Here is a 19,139-nt window from a genome sequence, read left to right as displayed (position 1 = left end):
AAACGCGCCCATGGCAAACACAGATATCATCTACACCCCCGATCCGGACGCCGATTCCATTTCGTCCGACGTCGCCGAATACAACGGTGTGCTGGTCTCCACCCAGATCCCCACCCGCGCCGATGGCAGCCTCGAGCTGGGCGACATCGTTGCGCAGAGCGAATGCACCCTGCAGGCGCTGAAAGTAGCCCTGGAAAAAGCCGGCAGCGGCATGGACCGCGTGCTGCACCTGACCATCTACCTCACCGACATGGCTGAACGTGCAGCGTTCAACGAGGTGTACCAGCGCTTCTTCAGCAAGCCATGGCCCGTGCGCGCCGCCGTTGGCGTGGCCTCGCTGGCGGTCGAAGGCATGCGCGTGGAAGTCACCGCGATGGCTGCCAAACGCTGATTACGCCAGCTCATGCATGCCTCATGTAGGAGCGGCCTTGCGTCGCGAAAGGGCTGCGAAGCGGCCCCAGATTCGGTGCACTCACAAAGACAGCTGGGGCCGCTCCGCGACCCTTTCGCGACGCAAGGCCGCTCCTACACCTCCAAGTCGCGCCGCCTCTGGGCAGCGTAGGGATGCCACCAGCCCGTTTCACCGCTACAATGCCCGCCTAAACCGTGACCGCCCGAAACTATAACGACATGTCCCTTCCAAAGAATCACCTGGAACTGCTCAGCCCTGCCCGTGACGTGGCCATCGCTCGCGAAGCGATCCTGCACGGCGCTGATGCCATCTATATCGGCGGCCCGAGCTTCGGCGCGCGCCATAACGCCTGCAACGAAGTCAGCGAAATCGCCGAACTGGTCGAGTTCGCCCGTCGCTACCATGCACGCGTGTTCACCACCATCAACACCATCCTCCACGACAACGAGCTGGAGCCGGCGCGCAAGCTGATCCATCAGCTCTACGACGCGGGCGTCGACGCCTTGATCGTGCAGGACCTGGGGGTGATGGAGCTGGACATCCCACCGATCGAGCTGCACGCCAGCACCCAGACCGACATCCGTACCCTGGAGCGCGCCCAGTTCCTCGATCAGGCGGGCTTCTCGCAGCTGGTACTGGCCCGTGAGCTGAACCTGCAGCAGATCCGCGCCATTGCCGCCGAAACCGACGCCGCCATCGAGTTCTTCATTCACGGTGCGCTGTGCGTGGCCTTTTCCGGCCAGTGCAACATCTCCCACGCCCAGACTGGGCGCAGCGCCAACCGTGGCGACTGCTCACAAGCCTGCCGCCTGCCCTACACCCTGAAGGATGACCAGGGCCGCGTGGTGGCCTTCGAGAAGCACCTGTTGTCGATGAAGGACAACAACCAGACCGCCAACCTGCGCGACCTGGTCGACGCTGGCGTGCGCTCGTTCAAGATCGAGGGCCGCTACAAGGACATGGGCTATGTGAAGAACATCACGGCCCACTACCGCAAAGAGCTCGACGCCATCCTCGAAGACCGCCCGGACCTGGCCCGCGCGTCAAGTGGCCGCACCGAGCACTTCTTCGTCCCAGACCCGGACAAGACCTTCCACCGCGGTAGCACCGACTACTTCGTCAGCGACCGCAAGATCGACATCGGCGCGTTCGACTCGCCAACGTTCACCGGCTTGCCGGTGGGCGTAGTGGAAAAGGTCAACAAACGCGACATGCTGGTCACCACTGACGTGCCGCTGACCAACGGCGACGGCCTGAACGTGCTGGTCAAGCGCGAGGTGGTGGGGTTCCGCGCCAACATTGCCGAACCCCGTGGCGAGTTCGAGGAAGACGGCCAGAAGCGCTATCGCTACCGCGTCGAACCCAACGAAATGCCTGACGGCCTGTACAAACTGCGGCCAAATCACCCGCTGTCACGCAACCTCGACCACAACTGGCAACAGGCCTTGCAGCGCACGTCGGCCGAACGCCGAGTGGGTGTGGAATGGCACGCGGTGCTGCGCGAGCAGCGGCTGATGCTCACCGTCAGCAGCGAGGAAGGCGTCAGCGTGCAAGTGGCCCTGGACGGCCCGTTCGGCGCGGCCAACAAGCCGCAACAGGCGCTGGACCAACTGCACGACCTGTTGGGCCAACTGGGTACCACCCAGTACCACGCCAACGCCATCGAACTGGATGCCCCACAGGCGTATTTCATCCCTAACTCCCAGCTCAAGGCCCTGCGCCGTGAAGCCATCGAGGCGCTGACCGCTGCTCGGGTCAAGGCGCATCCCCGCGGCGGTCGTAAAGCTGAAACCACGCCACCTCCGGTGTACCCGGAGTCGCACCTGTCGTTCCTGGCCAACGTTTACAACCAGAAAGCGCGCGATTTCTACCACCGTCACGGCGTGCAGCTGATCGACGCGGCCTACGAGGCCCATGAAGAGCACGGCGAAGTGCCGGTGATGATCACCAAGCACTGCCTGCGCTTCTCGTTCAACCTGTGCCCCAAGCAGGCCAAGGGCGTGACCGGCGTGCGCACCAAGGTGGCGCCGATGCAGCTGATTCAGGGCGACGAAGTGCTGACCCTGAAATTCGACTGCAAACCGTGTGAAATGCATGTGGTCGGCAAGATGAAAAGCCACATCATCGACCTGCCGACCCCAGGCAGCGCGGTGGCCCAGGTGGTTGGGCACATCAGCCCGGAAGACCTGCTCAAGACCATCCCGCGCGCACCGCATTGATCGCCCCCTTGTAGGAGCAGCCTTGTGCTGCGAAGAGGCCGGCGGCAGCATCCGAGATCTTAAGTGCTGCCACCGGCCTCTTCGCAGCTCAAGGCTGCTCCTACACAGGCAGGCGTCAACGAATCTGGTGCTTGTGCAGCAGCCGATAGAATGTCGGCCGCGAGATCCCGAGTACTTTCGCAGCGATGCTCAAGTTGTCGCTGTGCCGGTTAAGCACATCACACAAAGCCTGGCGCTCTGCCCGGTGCTTGTACTGCTCCAGGGTACCCAGCGGCGACTGCTCTTGCTCGATCTGCAAGCCCAGGTCCTGCGCCTCGATCTGCCGCCCTTCTGCCAACACCAGCCCGCGCCGCACTCGGTTGGCGAGCTCACGCACATTGCCCGGCCAGTCATGCCGGCCCATGGCCGCTAACGCATGATCACTGAACGAGCGCGGCCTGCGCCCGGTCTCTAGGCTGTAGAAATGGGCAAAATGGCTGGCCAGCATCGACAGGTCACCATGCCTGTCTCGCAGTGGCGCCGTCACCACCTGCAACACATTCAGCCGGTAATACAGGTCCTCGCGAAAGCGGCCCTGTTCGATGGCTTTTTCAAGGTCCACGTGAGTCGCCGCCAACACCCGCACATCCACGGGGATAGGCTGGCTGCCACCGACCCGTTCAATGTGTTTTTCCTGCAGAAAGCGCAGCAGGTTGGCTTGCAGTTCCAACGGCAAGTCACCCACCTCGTCCAGGAACAAGGTACCGCCATGCGCCGCCTCTATTCGCCCGGCCTTGCGTTGATGCGCACCGGTAAAGGCACCCTTCTCGTGCCCAAACAGCTCGGACTGGATCAGGTGCTCGGGTATCGCCCCGCAGTTGATCGCGATGAACGGCTGATCGTGCCGCTGCGACTGCCGATGCAGGGTGCGCGCCACCAGCTCCTTGCCTGTGCCACTCTCGCCACGGATCAAAACCGGCGACTCGGTGGGCGCCAGTTTCCCCAACAGCTTGCGCAACTCGCGGATCGGCCGGCTCTCACCCAGCAACTCGTGAACCGAGTCGTCCACCCGCACCGCACCCTTGCCACGCAGCCGCGCCATGCCGAAGGCACGCCCGAGGGTAACCTGAACGCGGGAAACGTCGAACGGCAAGGTGTGGAAGTCGAAAAACCACTCGCAGACAAAATCACCGACGTTCTGCATGCGCAACTGCTCGGCGCTGAGCACGGCGATCCACTCGGTATTGCTGCGCTTGATCATGTCCTTGACCGCGTCGGGATGGCGCAGGTGCGACGCCTGCAGCCGCAGCAGGCCAACATCGCAGGCGTGGTCCAGGGCAGCGCCGAGCATACAACTGTCCACATCCCAGCCGGCACTGCGCAGGCCTGGCAATAAACGGTGGCAGTCGTCGCAGGGGTCGACGATGAGCAAACGGCGTTGGGAAGCGGGTTGCTGCATGACCGTTCCTTGGCGCCAGAGTTTGGTTTTGTGAAGTAAAACAGCAAGTTGTGGCGCCCAATTAACAGTAGCAACGAACTTGACGGTGCCCAGTACCGTCTGTCTGCCGAATCATTTTTTTACAAACCCTGACGGGAATTTTCGCACTTTATCGACATCCCATGGCGGCGCAGGCAAGAACGGATTCAACCCTGACACAAATTTTTACACCCAATGTGTGACTCGCCCCCGGACAACGAGCATCAGTACACATAACCCCGCGCTGCATATCGCGATGATTGAGGCGAATTTAAAGCAACGCGGACTTCACTTCGATGTTTGGGACCATAGAGAGACCGAACCATGAATGCCCCGCTCCGTGTCAACGAAGCACTGCTGATTGCCGACCACGCCTTCGAACCTTTCCAGTGCGTAGCCTGGGATGCGCCCAATGGTACTGGTGAATTGAGCCTGGCAGTGATCGACCGGACCAGCACCCGCATCGGCAGCAAGCAAGTGTCCTCGCGCATTTATTCCGACCCTGCGCAATGGGCCAGCCTGATCGAGGAAGTGCGCGCCGAGCTGTGCGAAAAAGGTTATGACCTGCAACCGTGGTCGATGCCGAAGTAATTGTGATTGCCCCTCCAAGTGCGTGCCCTGCCACGCACTTGTGCAACTTCTCAGTTGCTGCCGCTGCAACTTTTCTTATTGCGACATCTTATTGCGACATTGTGTCGCAGTATCACGCCGCACTGTTATTCAATCCACGACCTTGAAGTGCTCCAGGTGCTGATAATCGGCCTGCAGTTGCGCAGCCAATTGTTGCGCACGGCCCAGACGAACGGGCGCCAGCTCCATGTCGACCAGTAGCGTGGCACAGCCCATCGGTTGCACCTTATCCGAGTGCTGCAGCCGACCGTCGGTAAATACCAGGCAGCGCACAGCTTCATGAGGGTGAGCCTGCTGCCGCGCCTGCAGCCACTGCCGCGCTTGCTCCAACGCGGCGATCAACGGTGTGCCGCCCCCTGCCCCCAGTGCTTGCAACCAGGGCTGCAAGGCCGCCGAGGCCTTCAGGCCGTGTCGCTGCCACTGCGGCGTCTGCCCGCTCGCTGTCAGCAGGGCCAACCGGGCCCGCTGACGGTATGCCTGGTCGAACAACGCCGCCAGCAAACCTTTGGTCTGCGCCAGCGCCTGGTGGCGGCGGGTTGAGGCCGAGGCGTCGACGATCACCAGCCACAGTTCGCCAGGCTGAGCGTTGCGCTGTTGCCAGCAGAGGTCTTCACGCAGCCGTGGCCGCCCCTTGAGCAAAGTCGGCAGCCAGGCTACTCGGCCCGAAGTGGTGCTGTGTACACGGCCACGGCTGGCGCCTTTCAACTGCCCTGCACGTGGCCTGGCATCCGTCCCTTGGGCTTTTCGCTGGCGGATGCTCAGGGCTTTTTTGCCCAGTTCGGCACCTCACGGCGCGCACCACTGGTCACTGGCTGTGGTGGCAGCGCGCCCCAGTCGCCCTGCCCGCCTTGGCTGCCCTGGCTGCTTGCGCTCTGCTGGCCCGTCTCGGGCGGTGTCGAAGGCGGCTGCTGCTGGGGCGATACACGGCGACGATGGCGCAAAGCGAACTCGGCCACCGCCTCGACATCGGCTTCATCAATGGCCTCGCCGCCGCGCCAGGCACAGTGCGCGCGTGCTGCGCGCAGCCAGACCAGGTCCGCCCGCAGGCCATCGACCCCGGCGGCGTAGCAGCGCTCGGTGATCCAGGCCAGGGCCTGGTCGTCCAGGGCAATCTGGGCGAGGTCGTGGCGCGCCTGCTGGCAGCGCTCGCGCAGTTGCGCCTGGGCAGTTGCCCATTGCGCGCAGAAGGCCTGGGGGTCGCTGTCGAACGCAAGGCGGCGGCGGATGATCTGCTGGCGCGCCAGGGGCTCCGGCAAGCCTTCGAGGGCCACATTCAAGCCAAAACGGTCAAGCAGCTGCGGTCGCAACTCGCCTTCTTCTGGGTTCATGGTGCCAATCAGCACAAAACGCGCGCTGTGCCGGTGCGAGATGCCATCACGTTCGATGCGGTTGGTGCCGCTGGCGGCCACGTCGAGCAACAGGTCGACGAGGGTATCGGGCAACAGGTTGACCTCGTCCACGTACAGCACGCCGCCATCGGCCTGGGCCAGCACACCGGGTGAAAACTGGGCCTTGCCCTGCCCCAACGCAGCGTCCAGGTCGAGGGTGCCGACCAAGCGCTCTTCACTGGCGCCCAACGGCAGCGTGACGAACGGCCCCTCGCCGAGCAGGTCGGCGAGGCCACGGGCCAAGGTACTCTTGGCCATGCCGCGCGGGCCTTCAATCAGCACGCCCCCGATCTTCGGGTCGATGGCGGTCAGGCACAGGGCCAGTTTCAGCGCGTCGGCACCGACCACGGCGGCCAGCGGAAATTGTACGGGTTCACTCATTTCAAGCCTGTTCCTCGCCGTCGAGCAGTTGCGCCTCAAGGGCTTCGCGGTAATCGCCGGGCGCCTCCCACAGGCCGCGTTGCTGGGCCTCCAGCAGGCGTTCGGTGAGGTCGCGTAGCGCCTCGGGGTTGTGCTCACGCATGAAATCGCGGGTCGCAGGGTCGAGCACGTAGGCATCGGCCAGCGACTGATAATGATGGTCGTCGATCAGGTGCGTGGTGGCATCGAAGGCGAACAGGTTGTCGACCGTTGCCGCCATCTCGAAGGCACCCTTGTAGCCATGGCGCTTTACCCCGTCGATCCACTTGGGGTTGAGCGCACGGGCACGAATGACCCGGTTGAGCTCCTCCTTGAGGGTGCGGATGCGCGGCCGATCGACCTGGCTGTGGTCGCCGTGGTAGCTGGCCACCGACGCGCCAGACAAGGTTTCCGAGGCGGCCAGCATGCCACCCTGGAACTGGTAGTAGTCGTTGGAATCGAGCAGGTCATGCTCGTGGTTATCCTGGTTCTGCAGTACCGCCTGGACCTGCCCCAGGCGGCGGGCGAACTGTTCACGGGCCGGGGTGCCTTCATCACTGCCGCCATAGGCGTACCCGCCATGGTTGAGGTAGACCTCAGCCAAGTCGTCACGGCTGTGCCACAAGCGGCCATCGATTGCATTCTGCACACCGGCACCGTAGGCACCGGGTTTGGCCCCGAATACCCGCCAGCCCGCCTGGCGCGCCGCTTGCTCGGCTTCCACGCCCTGCGCCTGCAGAGCCTCACGCTCGCTGCGCACACGCGCTGCCAGCGGGTTGAGGTCATCAGGCTCATCCAGCGCCGCCACCGCTTGAACTGCAGCATCGAACAGGCGGATCAAGTTGCCGAACGCGTCGCGGAAGAACCCCGACACCCGCAAGGTAACGTCCACCCGCGGGCGGTCTAGCAGGCTCAGCGGCAAGATTTCGAAATCGTCGACCCGCTGGCTACCGGTAGCCCACACCGGGCGTACCCCCATCAGGGCCATGGCCTGGGCGATATCGTCGCCGCCGGTGCGCATGGTCGCGGTGCCCCATACCGATAGGCCCAACTGGCGCAGGTGGTCGCCATGGTCTTGTAGATGGCGCTCGAGAATCAGGCTCGCCGAGGCAAAACCCAGGCGCCAGGCCGTGGTGGTGGGCAGGTTGCGTACATCCACGGTATAGAAGTTGCGCCCGGTTGGCAGTACATCCAGGCGACCGCGGCTTGGGGCGCCACTCGGGCCGGCCGGCACGAAACGGCCGGCCAGGGCCGCCAGCAGGCCGTTGATCTCGGCCGCACCACAAGCATCCAGGCTCGGCGCCACCGCGTCACACAATGCCTGCACCACATCACGTACCGGTTGCCATTCGCTCAAGGCGGGCAGCACCAGCGTGCCGCCAAGCGCCTGCTCTATCACCTGCAAGGCCAGCAGCTCTAGGCGCTCGCGGGTATCACCACAGGTGCGCCATGGCGCGTCGCTGATCGCCTGCAAAGGCCCGGGCCGCAGCCCCAGCCACGGCTGCCCAAGGTCGCAATCGAGCGGGGCGAAGCCCGGCACCAGGGCCTTGGCCAGCGCACGCAACAGGCTGGCATTGCCACCCCGGCCGTCACCGCGCTCCACACGCAGCAAGGCCAACAGGGTGTCCAAACGCAGCCGGCCCTCGGGCGACTGGCCAAACACGTGCAAGCCATCGCGAATCTGCGATTCCTTGAGGTCACACAGGTAGGTGTCCAGACGCGGCAGCCACACAGCGGCATCGTCCAGCTGCCCTTCCAGTTGCAGTTCCCGGTCGATGTGGTTGGCCTTGACCAGCTCAAGAATGTCGCGCTGCAGCTCGCGAGCACGCCGCGGGTCGAGCAGCTGCGCCTCGTAGAATTCGTCCGCCAGTTGTTCCAGGTGACGCAGCGGGCCATAGGTTTCGGCGCGGGTCAGCGGCGGCATCAGGTGGTCGATGATCACCGCCTGAGTTCGGCGCTTGGCCTGGGCGCCTTCACCTGGGTCGTTGACGATGAACGGGTAGATGTTCGGCAGCGGGCCCAGCAGCGCGTCGGGCCAGCATTGCGCAGACAACCCTACCCCCTTGCCAGGCAGCCACTCCAGGTTGCCGTGCTTGCCGACGTGGATCACCGCGTCGGCGGCAAAGGCATGGCGCAGCCAGAAATGAAACGCCAAGTACGCGTGTGGCGGCACCAGGTCAGGGTCGTGATACACCGCACTCTGATCGACCTGATAGCCCCGCGCCGGCTGGATGCCGACGAAGGTCAGGCCGTAGCGCAAGCCCGCAACCATCAAGCGGCCACTGCGGTACATCGGGTCTTGCTCCGGCGGCCCCCAGCGCTCCAGCACTGCCTGGCGGTTGGCTTCAGGCAGGCGGGAAAACGCAGCCTGGTAGTCATCCAGGCTCAGGCTTTGCGCGCACGGGCGTTGGTCCAGGTGATCGAGGTCATTGGTCACACCGCCCAGCAACTGCTGGATCAACTGCGTGCCAGTGCCTGGCAGGCCCGCCAACGGATACCCTTCGGCCTGCAGTGCCTTGAGGATATTCAAGGCCGCTGCCGGCGTATCCAGCCCCACCCCGTTGCCAATCCGGCCGTCACGGGTCGGGTAGTTGGCCAACACCAAGGCTACGCGCTTCTGGCCATTGGCTAACCGGGCCAGCTCTACCCAGCGCCGAGCGAGCTCGGCGACAAAATCCATGCGCTCGGGGTGGGCGCGGTAACAGACTACGTCGGACTGGCTGCGCTCACTGCGCCAGGCCATGTCCTTGAAACTGACCGGGCGGGTGATGATTCGCCCGTCCAGCTCCGGCAAAACGATGTGCATGGCCAGGTCACGCGCGCCCAGGCCCTGCTCGCTGGCTTCCCACGCCGGTTGGTTGTCCTGCGCGCAAATGGCCTGCAACACCGGGATGTCGCGGCGGAACGGGCGCAGGTTGGGGCGTTCGGGGCTGGACAAGGCAAACCCCGTGGTGTTGATCAACACCTCGGCGCCGACTTCATCCAGCCAGGCTTCGACCTGTTCGAAGCAGGCGCTTTCCTTGAGGCTGGCCACGGCAATCGGCAAGGGGTTGAGCCCCGCCGCCAGCAAACGCTCGCAAAAGACGTCGATGAACGCGGTGTTGGCCGCTTGCAGGTGTGACCGGTAGAACAGCAACGGTGCCACCGGATGCTCCGGGTGCCACTGCGCGTACCAGTCCTCAAGCAGCGCACTGCCTTTGGCCGGGTGATACACCGAGGTGCGTGGTAATGGCTGCGGCTCGTCCCACGCATAGTCACGGCCCAGCCATTGGTTGGCCAGGCAGTTGAACAGGTTGAGGGCGTTGGCCTTGCCGCCCTGGCGCAGGTAGTGCCAGAGGCGTTCGGCCTGATCGCCGGTCACGGTGCCTAGGCCGGTCAGCTCAGGGTCCGGCCGATCATCGCCCGGCACCAGGACCAGCTGCACGCCGCGGGCCGCCAGGGCGACCAGTTGCTCGACGCCATAGCGCCAGTAGCCAACGCCCCCGTGCAGCGACACCACAATGACCTTGGCATGGCGCAGCACCTCGTCGACATACAGGTCGACCGAGGCGTGGTTCTGTACCTGCATCGGGTTGGCCAGGCGCAGGCTGGGGTAGTCCTCGGGCAATTGCTCGGCGGTATCGGCAAGCAATGCCAGGTGTGAATCGCCGCTGCAGAGGATCACCAGTTCGGCGGGTGTCTGGCCGAGGTCGGCAATGCTGTCATCCGGCACGAAGCCGCCGGGCTGGGTCCGCAGCAGGTGCATGGGTCAGGCGCCCAAGGCCTGGCGCAGACGCGCTTCGAGCTGCACGGCATCCAGGTCCTGACCGATCAGCACCAGGCGCGTGATACGCGGCTCGTCGGCACGCCAGGCGCGGTCGAAGTGCTTGTCGAAGCGGGTACCCACGCCTTGCACCAGCAGGCGCATCGGCTTGCCCGGGATGGCGGCGAAACCTTTGGCGCGCAGGATGCCGAACTCGACCACCAACTGGGTCAGGGCATCGAGCAACAGGCTTTCGTCGGCTTCTGGCAGGTCGATGGAGATCGAATCGAAGGCGTCGTGGTCATGATCGTCGTGATCATCGCCATCGTGGTGCGAATCGTGGTGGGTACGGCGGCCATCGATGTGCACCTCGGACTCGGCGCCCACGCCCAGCAGTACGTCCAGTGGCAGACGGCCGCTGCTGGCCTCGATCACCTTGACGGCGGGCGGCAGCTCCTCGGCCACCTCGGCGCGGACCTTGGCCAGGCCTTCGGCGTCGATCAGGTCGGCCTTGTTCAGCACCACCAGGTCGGCACTGGCCAACTGGTCAGCGAACAGTTCGTGCAGCGGCGACTCGTGGTCCAGGTTCGGGTCCAGCTTGCGCTGTGCGTCCACCTGGTCTGGGTAGGCGGCAAAGGTGCCGGCCGCCACAGCCGGGCTGTCGACCACGGTAATGACCGCATCGACGGTGCAGGCGTTACGGATTTCTGGCCACTGGAAGGCCTGTACCAACGGCTTTGGCAGCGCCAGGCCACTGGTTTCGATGAGGATGTGGTCAAGGTCGCCACGGCGTGCGACCAACTCGCGCATGACTGGGAAGAACTCTTCCTGCACGGTGCAGCACAGGCAGCCATTGGCCAGCTCGTACACGCGGCCGCTGGCCTCTTCTTCGGTGCAACCGATGCTGCACTGTTTGAGAATCTCGCCATCGATGCCCAGTTCGCCAAATTCATTGACGATCACCGCGATACGGCGGCCTTGGGCGTTGTCGAGCATGTGGCGAAGCAAGGTGGTCTTGCCCGAACCGAGGAAGCCGGTAACGATGGTGACGGGGAGTTTGGCCAGTGTTTTCATGTCGCGATGCCCTTGGCAAGATGGCGCGGGCATGCAGGACGAAAGCCACGGGCCAGGTCGGCCGGGCTTGTTCGCCACCGGATCACCCCGCCCGGTTGAAAGTCGAAATCGCCTCGAGGCAGGTCTCCTGGCTCGCACCGTACCTGCCGTGCTTTGAATAGCAGGGCTGGAGGGCGCGACGCCTTCCCGCGCGCTTGCGCAGTGGCTGTGTCGACCCGTTGTCGGTGCTTACAGTTGCGGGGGCAGCCGCGGCTTATACCGCGTTCCCGTCTTAGCTTCGGCTTGGCGAAGAACCTCGAAGTGGCAAGGCTACGCAGTGGCTGGCAGGTGGTCAACCATTGCCGTCGGCCATTGCGCGACACACGCACAAGCATCGGCGCATCTGCGCTACAGTTGCACCTTCATCAACGGCCAAGGACGCCCTATGCCGCTCGCCCCCGCCATCCCGGTACTGCGTATTTTCTCGGTCGAAAAAGCCAAAGAGTTTTACCTCGACTTCCTCGGCTTCAGCCTGGACTGGGAACACCGCTTCAGCCCGGACCTGCCCCTGTACGCGCAAATCCACCGCGACGGGTTGATCCTGCACCTAAGCGAACACCACGGCGATGCCACCCCGGGTTCGACCGTGTTCGCCCGCCTCGACGACCTGCGCGCCCTCGAGCGCGAACTGCAGGCCAAACGCTACGGCTACGCCCGGCCCGAAGCCGAACGCCTGGACTGGGGCCTGCAGATGCAGGTCCATGACCCGTTTGGCAACCGCCTGCGCTTCTGCCAGCAAATCGATGATGAGGCCACGCAATGAAGGCCATGGGCAAGCGCGAAATGGCCCGCGTGGAGCGTGAGCTGGTGGTTTGCCTGACGGAGGCCTGCGAAACGGCCAAGGCAGAGATTGTCGGGTTCACCTGGCTTACCCATCACCTTGACCCCGACAGTTTTCCTGCCAGCCTGCGCATTACCTGGGTATTCGAGCGCGAGGCAGACAAGGCTGCAGCGCTGGCTGGGGTGGCTAAAGCGCGGATGCTGGCGTTGACCTGTCAGGCGCTTGATGAAGTGGGGATACGGCTGGATCACCCGGCTTGGCATGTGCGGTTTGACAGTGAAGAGGCTTGTAGTCGGAGCCACGGCGGGGATTGGGGTAAGCGGTTGCGGGGGCGCTGAGGGGGTGTGGGCCTTCATATGAATGACGGTAGATCTTCGCCGCCTATGAGATCGAGCGCCGCGCGGGCGGCGCTCGATCTCAAGGGCGGCGCAAAACCCCAGACATACGCCCTCCCCCCACCCAATCGCACGCTGTTTCGTGACTGGCCGTTCCCGATCCGCGACGGATGTATTATCGTGGCGTGGTGCGCATATAACAGCAGCCCGAGCGATCGGGCATCTGCAAGACAATCGAGGGTGTCATGAGTAACGAGAGCATTAACTGGGACAAGCTGGGTTTCGACTACATCAAGACCGATAAACGCTACCTGTCCGTATGGCGCAATGGCGAGTGGGACAAGGGCACCCTGACCGAAGACAACGTACTGCACATCAGTGAAGGCTCCACTGCCCTGCACTACGGCCAACAGTGCTTCGAGGGCCTGAAGGCCTACCGTTGCAAGGACGGCTCGATCAACCTGTTCCGCCCGGACCAGAACGCCGCACGCATGCAGCGCAGCTGCGCCCGCCTGCTGATGCCACAGGTGCCGACCGATGTGTTCATCGAAGCGTGCAAGCAAGTGGTCAAGGCCAACGAGCGTTTCGTGCCGCCCCATGGCAAAGGCGCCCTGTACCTGCGCCCGTTCGTGATCGGCACCGGCGACAACATCGGCGTGCGCACCGCCCCCGAGTTCATCTTCTCGGTCTTCGCCATCCCGGTTGGCTCGTACTTCAAAGGCGGCATGAAGCCGCACAACTTCCAGATCTCCAGCTTCGACCGTGCCGCCCCGCAAGGCACCGGCGCGGCCAAAGTCGGTGGCAACTACGCTGCCAGCCTGCAGCCAGGTGCTGAAGCCAAGAAAGCCAACTTCGCCGACGCCATCTACCTCGATCCGCTGACTCACACCAAGATCGAGGAAGTCGGTTCGGCCAACTTCTTCGGCATCACCGCCAACAATGAGTTCGTGACTCCGAAGTCGGCCTCCGTGCTGCCAGGCATCACCCGCCTGTCGCTGATGGAACTGGCGTCCTCGCGCCTGGGCCTGAAAGTGATCGAAGGCGATGTCGAGATCAACAACCTCGACCGCTTCATCGAAGCAGGCGCTTGCGGTACCGCTGCGGTAATCACCCCGATCGGTGGCATCGAGTACAACGGCAAGCTGCACGTCTTCCATGACCTGGAAAAAGTCGGCCCGGTAACCCAAAAGCTCTACAACGAGCTGACTGGCATCCAGAGCGGTGACGTCGAAGCACCGGCAGGCTGGATCGTCAAGGTCGCCTGAGGCGCTTTGCAAGCCTGACAAAGGGGCATGCCAGATGATGGCATGCCCTTTTTTTTGGCTGCTGGGTCGGGCCCGAAGCGCCAGATGAATTTTTCTTAAATCGCCGTTTGTCTATTCTTTGGCACAATCAAGCCTCTATTCGCCGCCCAGGAACCAGCATGCCACGCGTACTGACCATCGAAGACGACGCCGTCACCGGCCAGGAAATCGTCGCCGAACTCTCCAGCCACGGCCTGGACGTGGATTGGGCCGACAATGGCCGGGAAGGCCTCGCCAAGGCGATTGCCGGTGGCTACGACCTGATTACCCTGGACCGTATGCTGCCCGAAGTCGATGGCCTGACCATCGTCACGACCTTGCGCAACCTGAAAATCGCCACGCCGATCCTGATGATCAGCGCCCTGTCCGACGTTGACGAACGCGTGCGTGGCCTGCGTGCCGGGGGGGATGACTACTTGACCAAGCCGTTCGCCTCGGACGAAATGGCCGCCCGTGTCGAGGTGCTGCTGCGCCGCAACAGCGTGCCGATGACCCAGACCCGCCTGCAAGTCGCCGACCTGCAGCTGGACCTGATCAGCCACGAAGCCCGCCGCGGCGAGCACACCCTCAACCTGCTGCCGACCGAGTACAAACTGCTCGAATACCTGATGCGCCACAGCGGCCAGGTGATCACGCGGATGATGATCTTCGAAGAAGTCTGGGGCTATCACTTCGACCCGGGCACCAACCTCATCGACGTCCACATCGGCCGCTTGCGCAAGAAGATCGACTCGCCCGGCCAATCGCCGCTGATCCGTACGGTACGGGGCTCCGGCTATGCCATTGCTGAACCCGTCTAAGGGCTGGAGCTCGTCAACCAGCCGCTTGCTGGCGCTGTACAGCTTTCTGTTCGTGGCTTGGAGCAGCATCCTGATGGGGGTGCTGTACTTCGAGGTCTCCAGCTACCTGAACAAACTGACTCGCCATTCCATGCTGCAGCGCCAGCACCTGTTCGCACACATGAGCGGCAAGCAACTGGACGACGCCTTGATTGCCAGCCAGGCCTTCGAGGAGCGCAGCTTCGATGCCTACGGCCTGTTCGATGCCCAGCTCAACCCGCTTGGCGGCCGCCTGCGCACGCTGCCTTCGGAGCTAGGTTTGGACGGCAAGGTGCATGAGCTCAAACGCTGCCTGGACGCCGATGACCCGCACATGCCACGCGACAGCTGCGACGCCGTGGCCATCAAAGTGCAGGATGGCCGTTGGCTGGTGCTGGTACGGGACAATGGCTCGTTGTTCGTGGTCACGCGGATCATCTTGCATGCCCTGCTCTGGGGTATTTCCCTGACCTTGATCCCCGGGTTTGCCGGCTGGTACCTGCTGCGGCGCAGGCCGCTCAAGCGCATTCGCGCGATTCAGGCCCAGGCCGAGTTGATCGTCGCCGGCGACCTCACCCACCGGCTGCCGCTGTCAGCCCGTCGCGACGAGCTGGACATGCTTGCCGCCATCGTCAATGCCATGCTCGACCGCATCGAGCGGTTGATGCACGAGGTCAAGGGGGTGTGCGACAACATTGCCCACGACCTGCGCACGCCGCTGACCCGCCTGCGCGCGCAGCTGTACCGAATCCGCCAGCAGAGTGCTACCGACTCGGCGCAGGCCGAGGCACTCGACCAGGCGATTGGCGAAACCGATACCTTGATGGCGCGCTTTCGCGGCTTGTTGCGCATCAGTGAACTGGAGGACCGTCAGCGGCGTGCAGGTTTTGTACAACTCGACCCGCATGATCTGCTGGTAGAGCTGCACGACTTCTACCTGCCGCTGGCGGAGGATGGCGGTATCCGCCTGGAACTTGCGCAGCCCGCGCAGCTACCGGCGCTGCACGGTGACCGCGAACTGCTGTTCGAGGCATTGGCCAATCTAGTGGGCAACGCTATCAAGTTCACCCCAGAGGGTGGCCGCGTGCGCGTGCTGGCGACGCAGGACGACCAAGGCCTGCACATCGCCATTGAGGACAGCGGCCCGGGAATTCCTGAAGAGGAACGTACGGCGGTACTCAAGCGGTTCTATCGCAGCGAGGAAGGTCACCGGCACCCAGGTTTCGGGCTGGGCCTGTCGATCGTTGCCGCGATCGTCGACCTTCATGGGTTTGCGCTGGAGGTAGGCGCCAGCGAACTGGGCGGCGCCAGGCTGGTACTGCATTGCCCATTGATGGGGGCATCGAAATAGCGGCTGGGCGCATCGCCCAGCAAGCGCTTGAACACGGTCGCAAAGGCGCTCGGGCTGCTGTAGCCAAGCGCCAGTGCGACACGGGTGACCGGCTCTCCATTGCCAAGCCGCACCACGGCGTCCAGCAAGCATGCCTGCTGGCGCCATTCAATAAAGCTGATCCCGGTGTACACGCGAAACTGGCGCGTGAACGTACGCCGGCTCATGCAGGCCCAGTCCGCCATGCCATCGATGCCTGTTTGCAGCGAAGGCGCCGCCAGAAACGCTCTGCATGCCCGCGCAAGGCGCGGCTCCTTGGGGATCGGCGCATTCAGCGACAGCGCCGGCATGTCGGCAATCTCATGCAGCAGCAAGCCCATCAAGCAGGCATCACGCCCCTGCAGGGGGTACTGCACAGGCACTTCGATCGCCTTTTCAAGCAACTGCTGCACCAAAGGGGAAACCGCAAACACATGACAATGCCCAGGCAACCCAACCCGCTCGGCGGCCTGCGGGCAAATATAGGCATTGAGCATGGTCACCGGGCCGCGCATCTGCATGGCATGGGCCACTTGTGCAGGCACCCAGATGGCCCGTAACGGCGGCACGGCCCAATTACCTGATTCGGTTGCAACCGTGATCACGCCGCAAGCGGCAAAGGCAAACTGGCCGCGACCATGGCGATGCATCGGGAACAGTTCGCCGTCCGCAAAGGCCTTTCTCGTCACCACCACATCACAAGGCGTGTCGTCGTACAGCGTATCTTCAACGTAGGTCATGGCCTGATTTTAATTAGATCCGACCCTGAATTGAAAGCGGGCCAAACCGTTACCGCGGCATAGTGACTGAAGCGTCAAGGCGCACTGCCGCGACCTCAGAAGATTGCCAAACCATGCACAGAAAACACCTGACCCTTGCCGTCCTGGTCACAGCCCTATGGGGCCTCAACTTCCCGATCACCAAACTGGGCTTGGCCCACGTCGACCCCCTGCTGCTCACCGGCTTACGCTTCGCGCTGTGCGCATTGCCGTGGGTGTTTTTCGTCAAGCGCCCCAAGGTTGCCGTCCGCTGGTTAGGTGCCTATGGCCTGATCTTCGGCGTAGCCATGTGGGCATTGATCAATCTCGGCATCGCCATGGGTGTGCCACCGGGCAGCGCCTCGCTGCTGATTCAGTTCAGTGCATTCTTTACCCTGGCGTGGGGCTGCTTGCTGTTTCGCGAGCCCCTGACCGGCCCGCAACTGGTCGGCATCGGGCTGGCGGCGACCGGCTTGGTTGGCATCCTCGCAGCAAGCCCGGGCAAAACCACGACAACAGGGTTGCTGCTGGTCTTGATCAGCGCACTGGCCTGGAGCATCGGCAACGTCATCATCAAGCTGTCAAAGGTGAAGGAAATCTTTGCCTTCGTGGTATGGGCCAGCCTATTTGCGCCAATACCCTTGCTGTCGCTCACGTGGTGGCTGCATGGCGCAACCCCGTTCGTGGCACTGGCAGCGCACACGAATGCTGTCGTGGTCTTTTCCCTGGTCTTCCAGGTGTATGCCGCGACGCACTTCTGCTATTGGGGATGGAATTACCTGTTGCGCGAATACCCGGTGTCCACGGTAGCGCCGCTGTCGCTGCTGATTCCGGTATTCGGCATCGTCAGCTCAGCCTTGATCGTGGATGAGGTGCCTAGCGGCTGGGAGTGGCTGTGTATTGCCCTGATTTTGTCAGCGCTGGCGGTCGGCATGAAGAAAGGGCGAGTGGTGCTGAGGAGAAAACCGCTGCCTGCTGTTTAGTGGCGTGTCGCGAAAGGGCTGCGTGGCAGCCCCTCGCGCCATTGATCAGTCTGCCAAGCGCCAGGTAGTCCCGCCCTTGCCGTCTTCCAGCACCACGCCCATGGCGGTCAGCTGGTCACGGACACGGTCGGATTCCGCCCAGTTCTTGTCTGCACGCGCCTGCAGGCGCGCCTGGATCAACGCTTCCACTTCAGCCGCATCGACCTTGCCTTCTGCGCCTGCACGCAGGAAGTCGTCGGCCTCCAGTTGCAGCACACCCAGCACATCGCCCAGCTCACGCAGGCGACCGGCAAGGCCCGCTGCCGCGTCCGGATCGCTGTCGCGCAGGCGATTGATCTCGCGCACCAGGTCAAACAGCACGGCGCAGGCTTCCGGGGTGCCGAAGTCGTCGTTCATCGCCATGCTGAAGCGCTCGACAAACGCCTCGCCGCCCTTGGCCGGCACTCGTGGCAAGCCGCGCAGGGCGTGGTAGAAGCGCTCCAACGCGCCTTTTGCATCGCGCAGGCTGTCTTCGGAGTAGTTGATGGCACTGCGGTAGTGGCTGGCCACCAGCAGGTAGCGCACGACCTCCGGGTGATACTTCTCGAGCACGTCACGGATGGTGAAGAAGTTGTTCAACGACTTGGACATCTTCTCGCCGTTGATACGGATCATGCCGCAGTGCATCCAGGCATTGGCGTACTGCTTGCCGGTGGCCGCCTCGCTCTGGGCGATCTCATTCTCGTGGTGCGGGAACTCCAGGTCGCTGCCACCACCGTGGATGTCGAAGCTCTCGCCCAGGCAGCAGGTGGACATCACCGAGCACTCGATGTGCCAGCCAGGACGGCCCGGGCCCCACGGCGATTCCCAGCTCGGCTCGCCCGGCTTGACGCCCTTCCACAGCACGAAGTCGAGCGGGTCCTGCTTGGCCTCGTCGACCTCGATGCGGGCACCGATGCGCAGGTCTTCGATCTTCTTGCGCGACAGTTTGCCGTACCCGACGAACTTGCCTACCCGGTAGTACACGTCGCCGTTACCCGGCGCGTAGGCGTAGCCCTTGTCGATCAGCGTCTGGATCATGGCGTGCATGCCCGCGATGTGATCGGTGGCACGTGGCTCCTGGTCCGGCGGCAGGATGTTGAGGCGGCGCTCGTCTTCGTGCATCGCGTCGATCATGCGGGCGGTCAGCGCGTCGAAGGTCTCGCCGTTCTCGTTGGCCCGGTTGATGATCTTGTCGTCGATGTCGGTGATGTTGCGCACATAGGTCAGCTCGTAGCCGCTCTTGCGCAGCCAACGGGTGACCAGGTCGAAGGCCACCATGCTGCGGCCGTGGCCAAGGTGGCAGTAGTCGTACACGGTCATGCCGCACACGTACATGCGCACCTTGTTGCCATCCAGCGGCTTGAAGGCTTCCTTGGTTTTGCTCAGCGTGTTGTAGATGTTAAGCACGACG

The 19,139-nt window shown here is 63.5% G+C and carries 16 protein-coding genes and 1 riboswitch; of the genes, 9 read left to right on the top strand and 7 right to left on the bottom strand.

From position 1 onward, the window contains the following. Nucleotides 1-10 precede the first annotated feature (10 nt). Together ACMCNM_RS14145 and ACMCNM_RS14140 are read left to right on the top strand one after the other, a co-directional pair. A complete protein-coding gene (locus ACMCNM_RS14145) occupies nt 11-391 on the top strand; it encodes a RidA family protein (RefSeq protein WP_099429500.1) in 381 nt (126 codons plus the stop codon). A 239-nt stretch (nt 392-630) separates the two neighbouring features. Beyond that, nucleotides 631-2,631 (top strand): peptidase U32 family protein, encoded by a 2,001-nt coding sequence (locus tag ACMCNM_RS14140; protein WP_412764661.1) that lies wholly within the window; start codon nt 631-633, stop codon nt 2,629-2,631. Between the two features lie 115 nt (nt 2,632-2,746). On the opposite strand, the gene ACMCNM_RS14135 is transcribed toward ACMCNM_RS14140, so the two are convergent. Then, nucleotides 2,747-4,069, bottom strand: a complete 1,323-nt coding sequence (locus ACMCNM_RS14135; RefSeq protein ID WP_412764660.1) for a sigma 54-interacting transcriptional regulator — start codon at nt 4,067-4,069, stop codon at nt 2,747-2,749. Nucleotides 4,070-4,411: 342 nt separating this feature from the next. Between ACMCNM_RS14135 and ACMCNM_RS14130 the strand changes: the two genes are divergently transcribed. After that, a complete protein-coding gene (locus ACMCNM_RS14130) occupies nt 4,412-4,678 on the top strand; it encodes a hypothetical protein (protein ID WP_013972506.1) in 267 nt (88 codons plus the stop codon). Nucleotides 4,679-4,807: 129 nt separating this feature from the next. On the opposite strand, the gene ACMCNM_RS14125 is transcribed toward ACMCNM_RS14130, so the two are convergent. Genes ACMCNM_RS14125 through cobW form a run of 4 tightly spaced genes read right to left on the bottom strand, consistent with a single transcriptional unit; the run spans nt 4,808 to nt 11,320 of the window. Then, the gene (locus ACMCNM_RS14125; protein WP_412764659.1) at nt 4,808-5,422 is read right to left on the bottom strand and encodes a vWA domain-containing protein; all 615 of its coding nucleotides are present in this window, start codon (nt 5,420-5,422) and stop codon (nt 4,808-4,810) included. Nucleotides 5,423-5,475: 53 nt separating this feature from the next. Continuing rightward, nucleotides 5,476-6,486: an ATP-binding protein gene (locus ACMCNM_RS14120; RefSeq protein WP_412764658.1), complete on the bottom strand. Its 1,011-nt coding sequence runs from the start codon at nt 6,484-6,486 to the stop codon at nt 5,476-5,478. A gap of 1 nt (nt 6,487) precedes the next feature. Next, on the bottom strand, nt 6,488-10,249 hold the full coding sequence (gene cobN / locus ACMCNM_RS14115; RefSeq protein WP_412764657.1) for a cobaltochelatase subunit CobN: 3,762 nt from the start codon (nt 10,247-10,249) through the stop codon (nt 6,488-6,490). Nucleotides 10,250-10,252: 3 nt separating this feature from the next. Next, nucleotides 10,253-11,320, bottom strand: coding sequence for a cobalamin biosynthesis protein CobW (gene cobW, locus ACMCNM_RS14110; protein WP_099429505.1), 1,068 nt, complete (start codon nt 11,318-11,320; stop codon nt 10,253-10,255). A gap of 99 nt (nt 11,321-11,419) precedes the next feature. Further along, a riboswitch (cobalamin riboswitch) is annotated at nt 11,420-11,633 on the bottom strand. Between the two features lie 111 nt (nt 11,634-11,744). On the opposite strand from cobW, the gene ACMCNM_RS14105 reads away from it, so the two are divergent. The 5 genes from ACMCNM_RS14105 (at nt 11,745) to ACMCNM_RS14085 (ending at nt 15,948) form a co-directional block, all read left to right on the top strand. Then, nucleotides 11,745-12,122: a glyoxalase superfamily protein gene (locus ACMCNM_RS14105; RefSeq protein WP_412764656.1), complete on the top strand. Its 378-nt coding sequence runs from the start codon at nt 11,745-11,747 to the stop codon at nt 12,120-12,122. Continuing rightward, a complete protein-coding gene (locus ACMCNM_RS14100) occupies nt 12,119-12,478 on the top strand; it encodes a hypothetical protein (protein ID WP_085273476.1) in 360 nt (119 codons plus the stop codon). Before ACMCNM_RS14105 ends, ACMCNM_RS14100 begins: the two co-directional genes overlap by 4 nt. A 242-nt stretch (nt 12,479-12,720) precedes the next feature. After that, a complete protein-coding gene (locus tag ACMCNM_RS14095) occupies nt 12,721-13,740 on the top strand; it encodes a branched-chain amino acid aminotransferase (protein WP_186676535.1) in 1,020 nt (339 codons plus the stop codon). Between the two features lie 158 nt (nt 13,741-13,898). Continuing rightward, the gene (locus ACMCNM_RS14090) at nt 13,899-14,579 is read left to right on the top strand and encodes a response regulator transcription factor (RefSeq protein ID WP_027594822.1); all 681 of its coding nucleotides are present in this window, start codon (nt 13,899-13,901) and stop codon (nt 14,577-14,579) included. Further along, nucleotides 14,557-15,948, top strand: a complete 1,392-nt coding sequence (locus tag ACMCNM_RS14085; protein WP_412764655.1) for a sensor histidine kinase — start codon at nt 14,557-14,559, stop codon at nt 15,946-15,948. Before ACMCNM_RS14090 ends, ACMCNM_RS14085 begins: the two co-directional genes overlap by 23 nt. Here the strand turns inward: ACMCNM_RS14085 and ACMCNM_RS14080 are convergent. Further along, entirely contained in the window at nt 15,861-16,706 is an 846-nt protein-coding gene (locus tag ACMCNM_RS14080) for an AraC family transcriptional regulator (protein WP_412764654.1), read from the bottom strand. The two genes, ACMCNM_RS14085 and ACMCNM_RS14080, sit on opposite strands and share 88 nt — an antisense overlap. A gap of 113 nt (nt 16,707-16,819) precedes the next feature. On the opposite strand from ACMCNM_RS14080, the gene ACMCNM_RS14075 reads away from it, so the two are divergent. Further along, a complete protein-coding gene (locus ACMCNM_RS14075; RefSeq protein WP_412764653.1) occupies nt 16,820-17,707 on the top strand; it encodes an EamA family transporter in 888 nt (295 codons plus the stop codon). 45 nt (nt 17,708-17,752) lie between these two features. Here ACMCNM_RS14075 and cysS read toward each other — a convergent pair whose 3' ends face one another. Next, nucleotides 17,753-19,135 (bottom strand): cysteine--tRNA ligase, encoded by a 1,383-nt coding sequence (gene cysS / locus ACMCNM_RS14070; RefSeq protein WP_186702691.1) that lies wholly within the window; start codon nt 19,133-19,135, stop codon nt 17,753-17,755. Between the last annotated feature and the right edge of the window lie 4 nt (nt 19,136-19,139).

Origin of the sequence: Pseudomonas sp. NGC7 (assembly GCF_047159675.1) — a bacterium.
Classification (GTDB): Bacteria; Pseudomonadota; Gammaproteobacteria; order Pseudomonadales; family Pseudomonadaceae; genus Aquipseudomonas; species Aquipseudomonas kermanshahensis.
The sequence above is the reverse complement of the archived record's forward strand: the minus strand, read 5'-3'. Positions and strand labels throughout refer to the sequence as shown.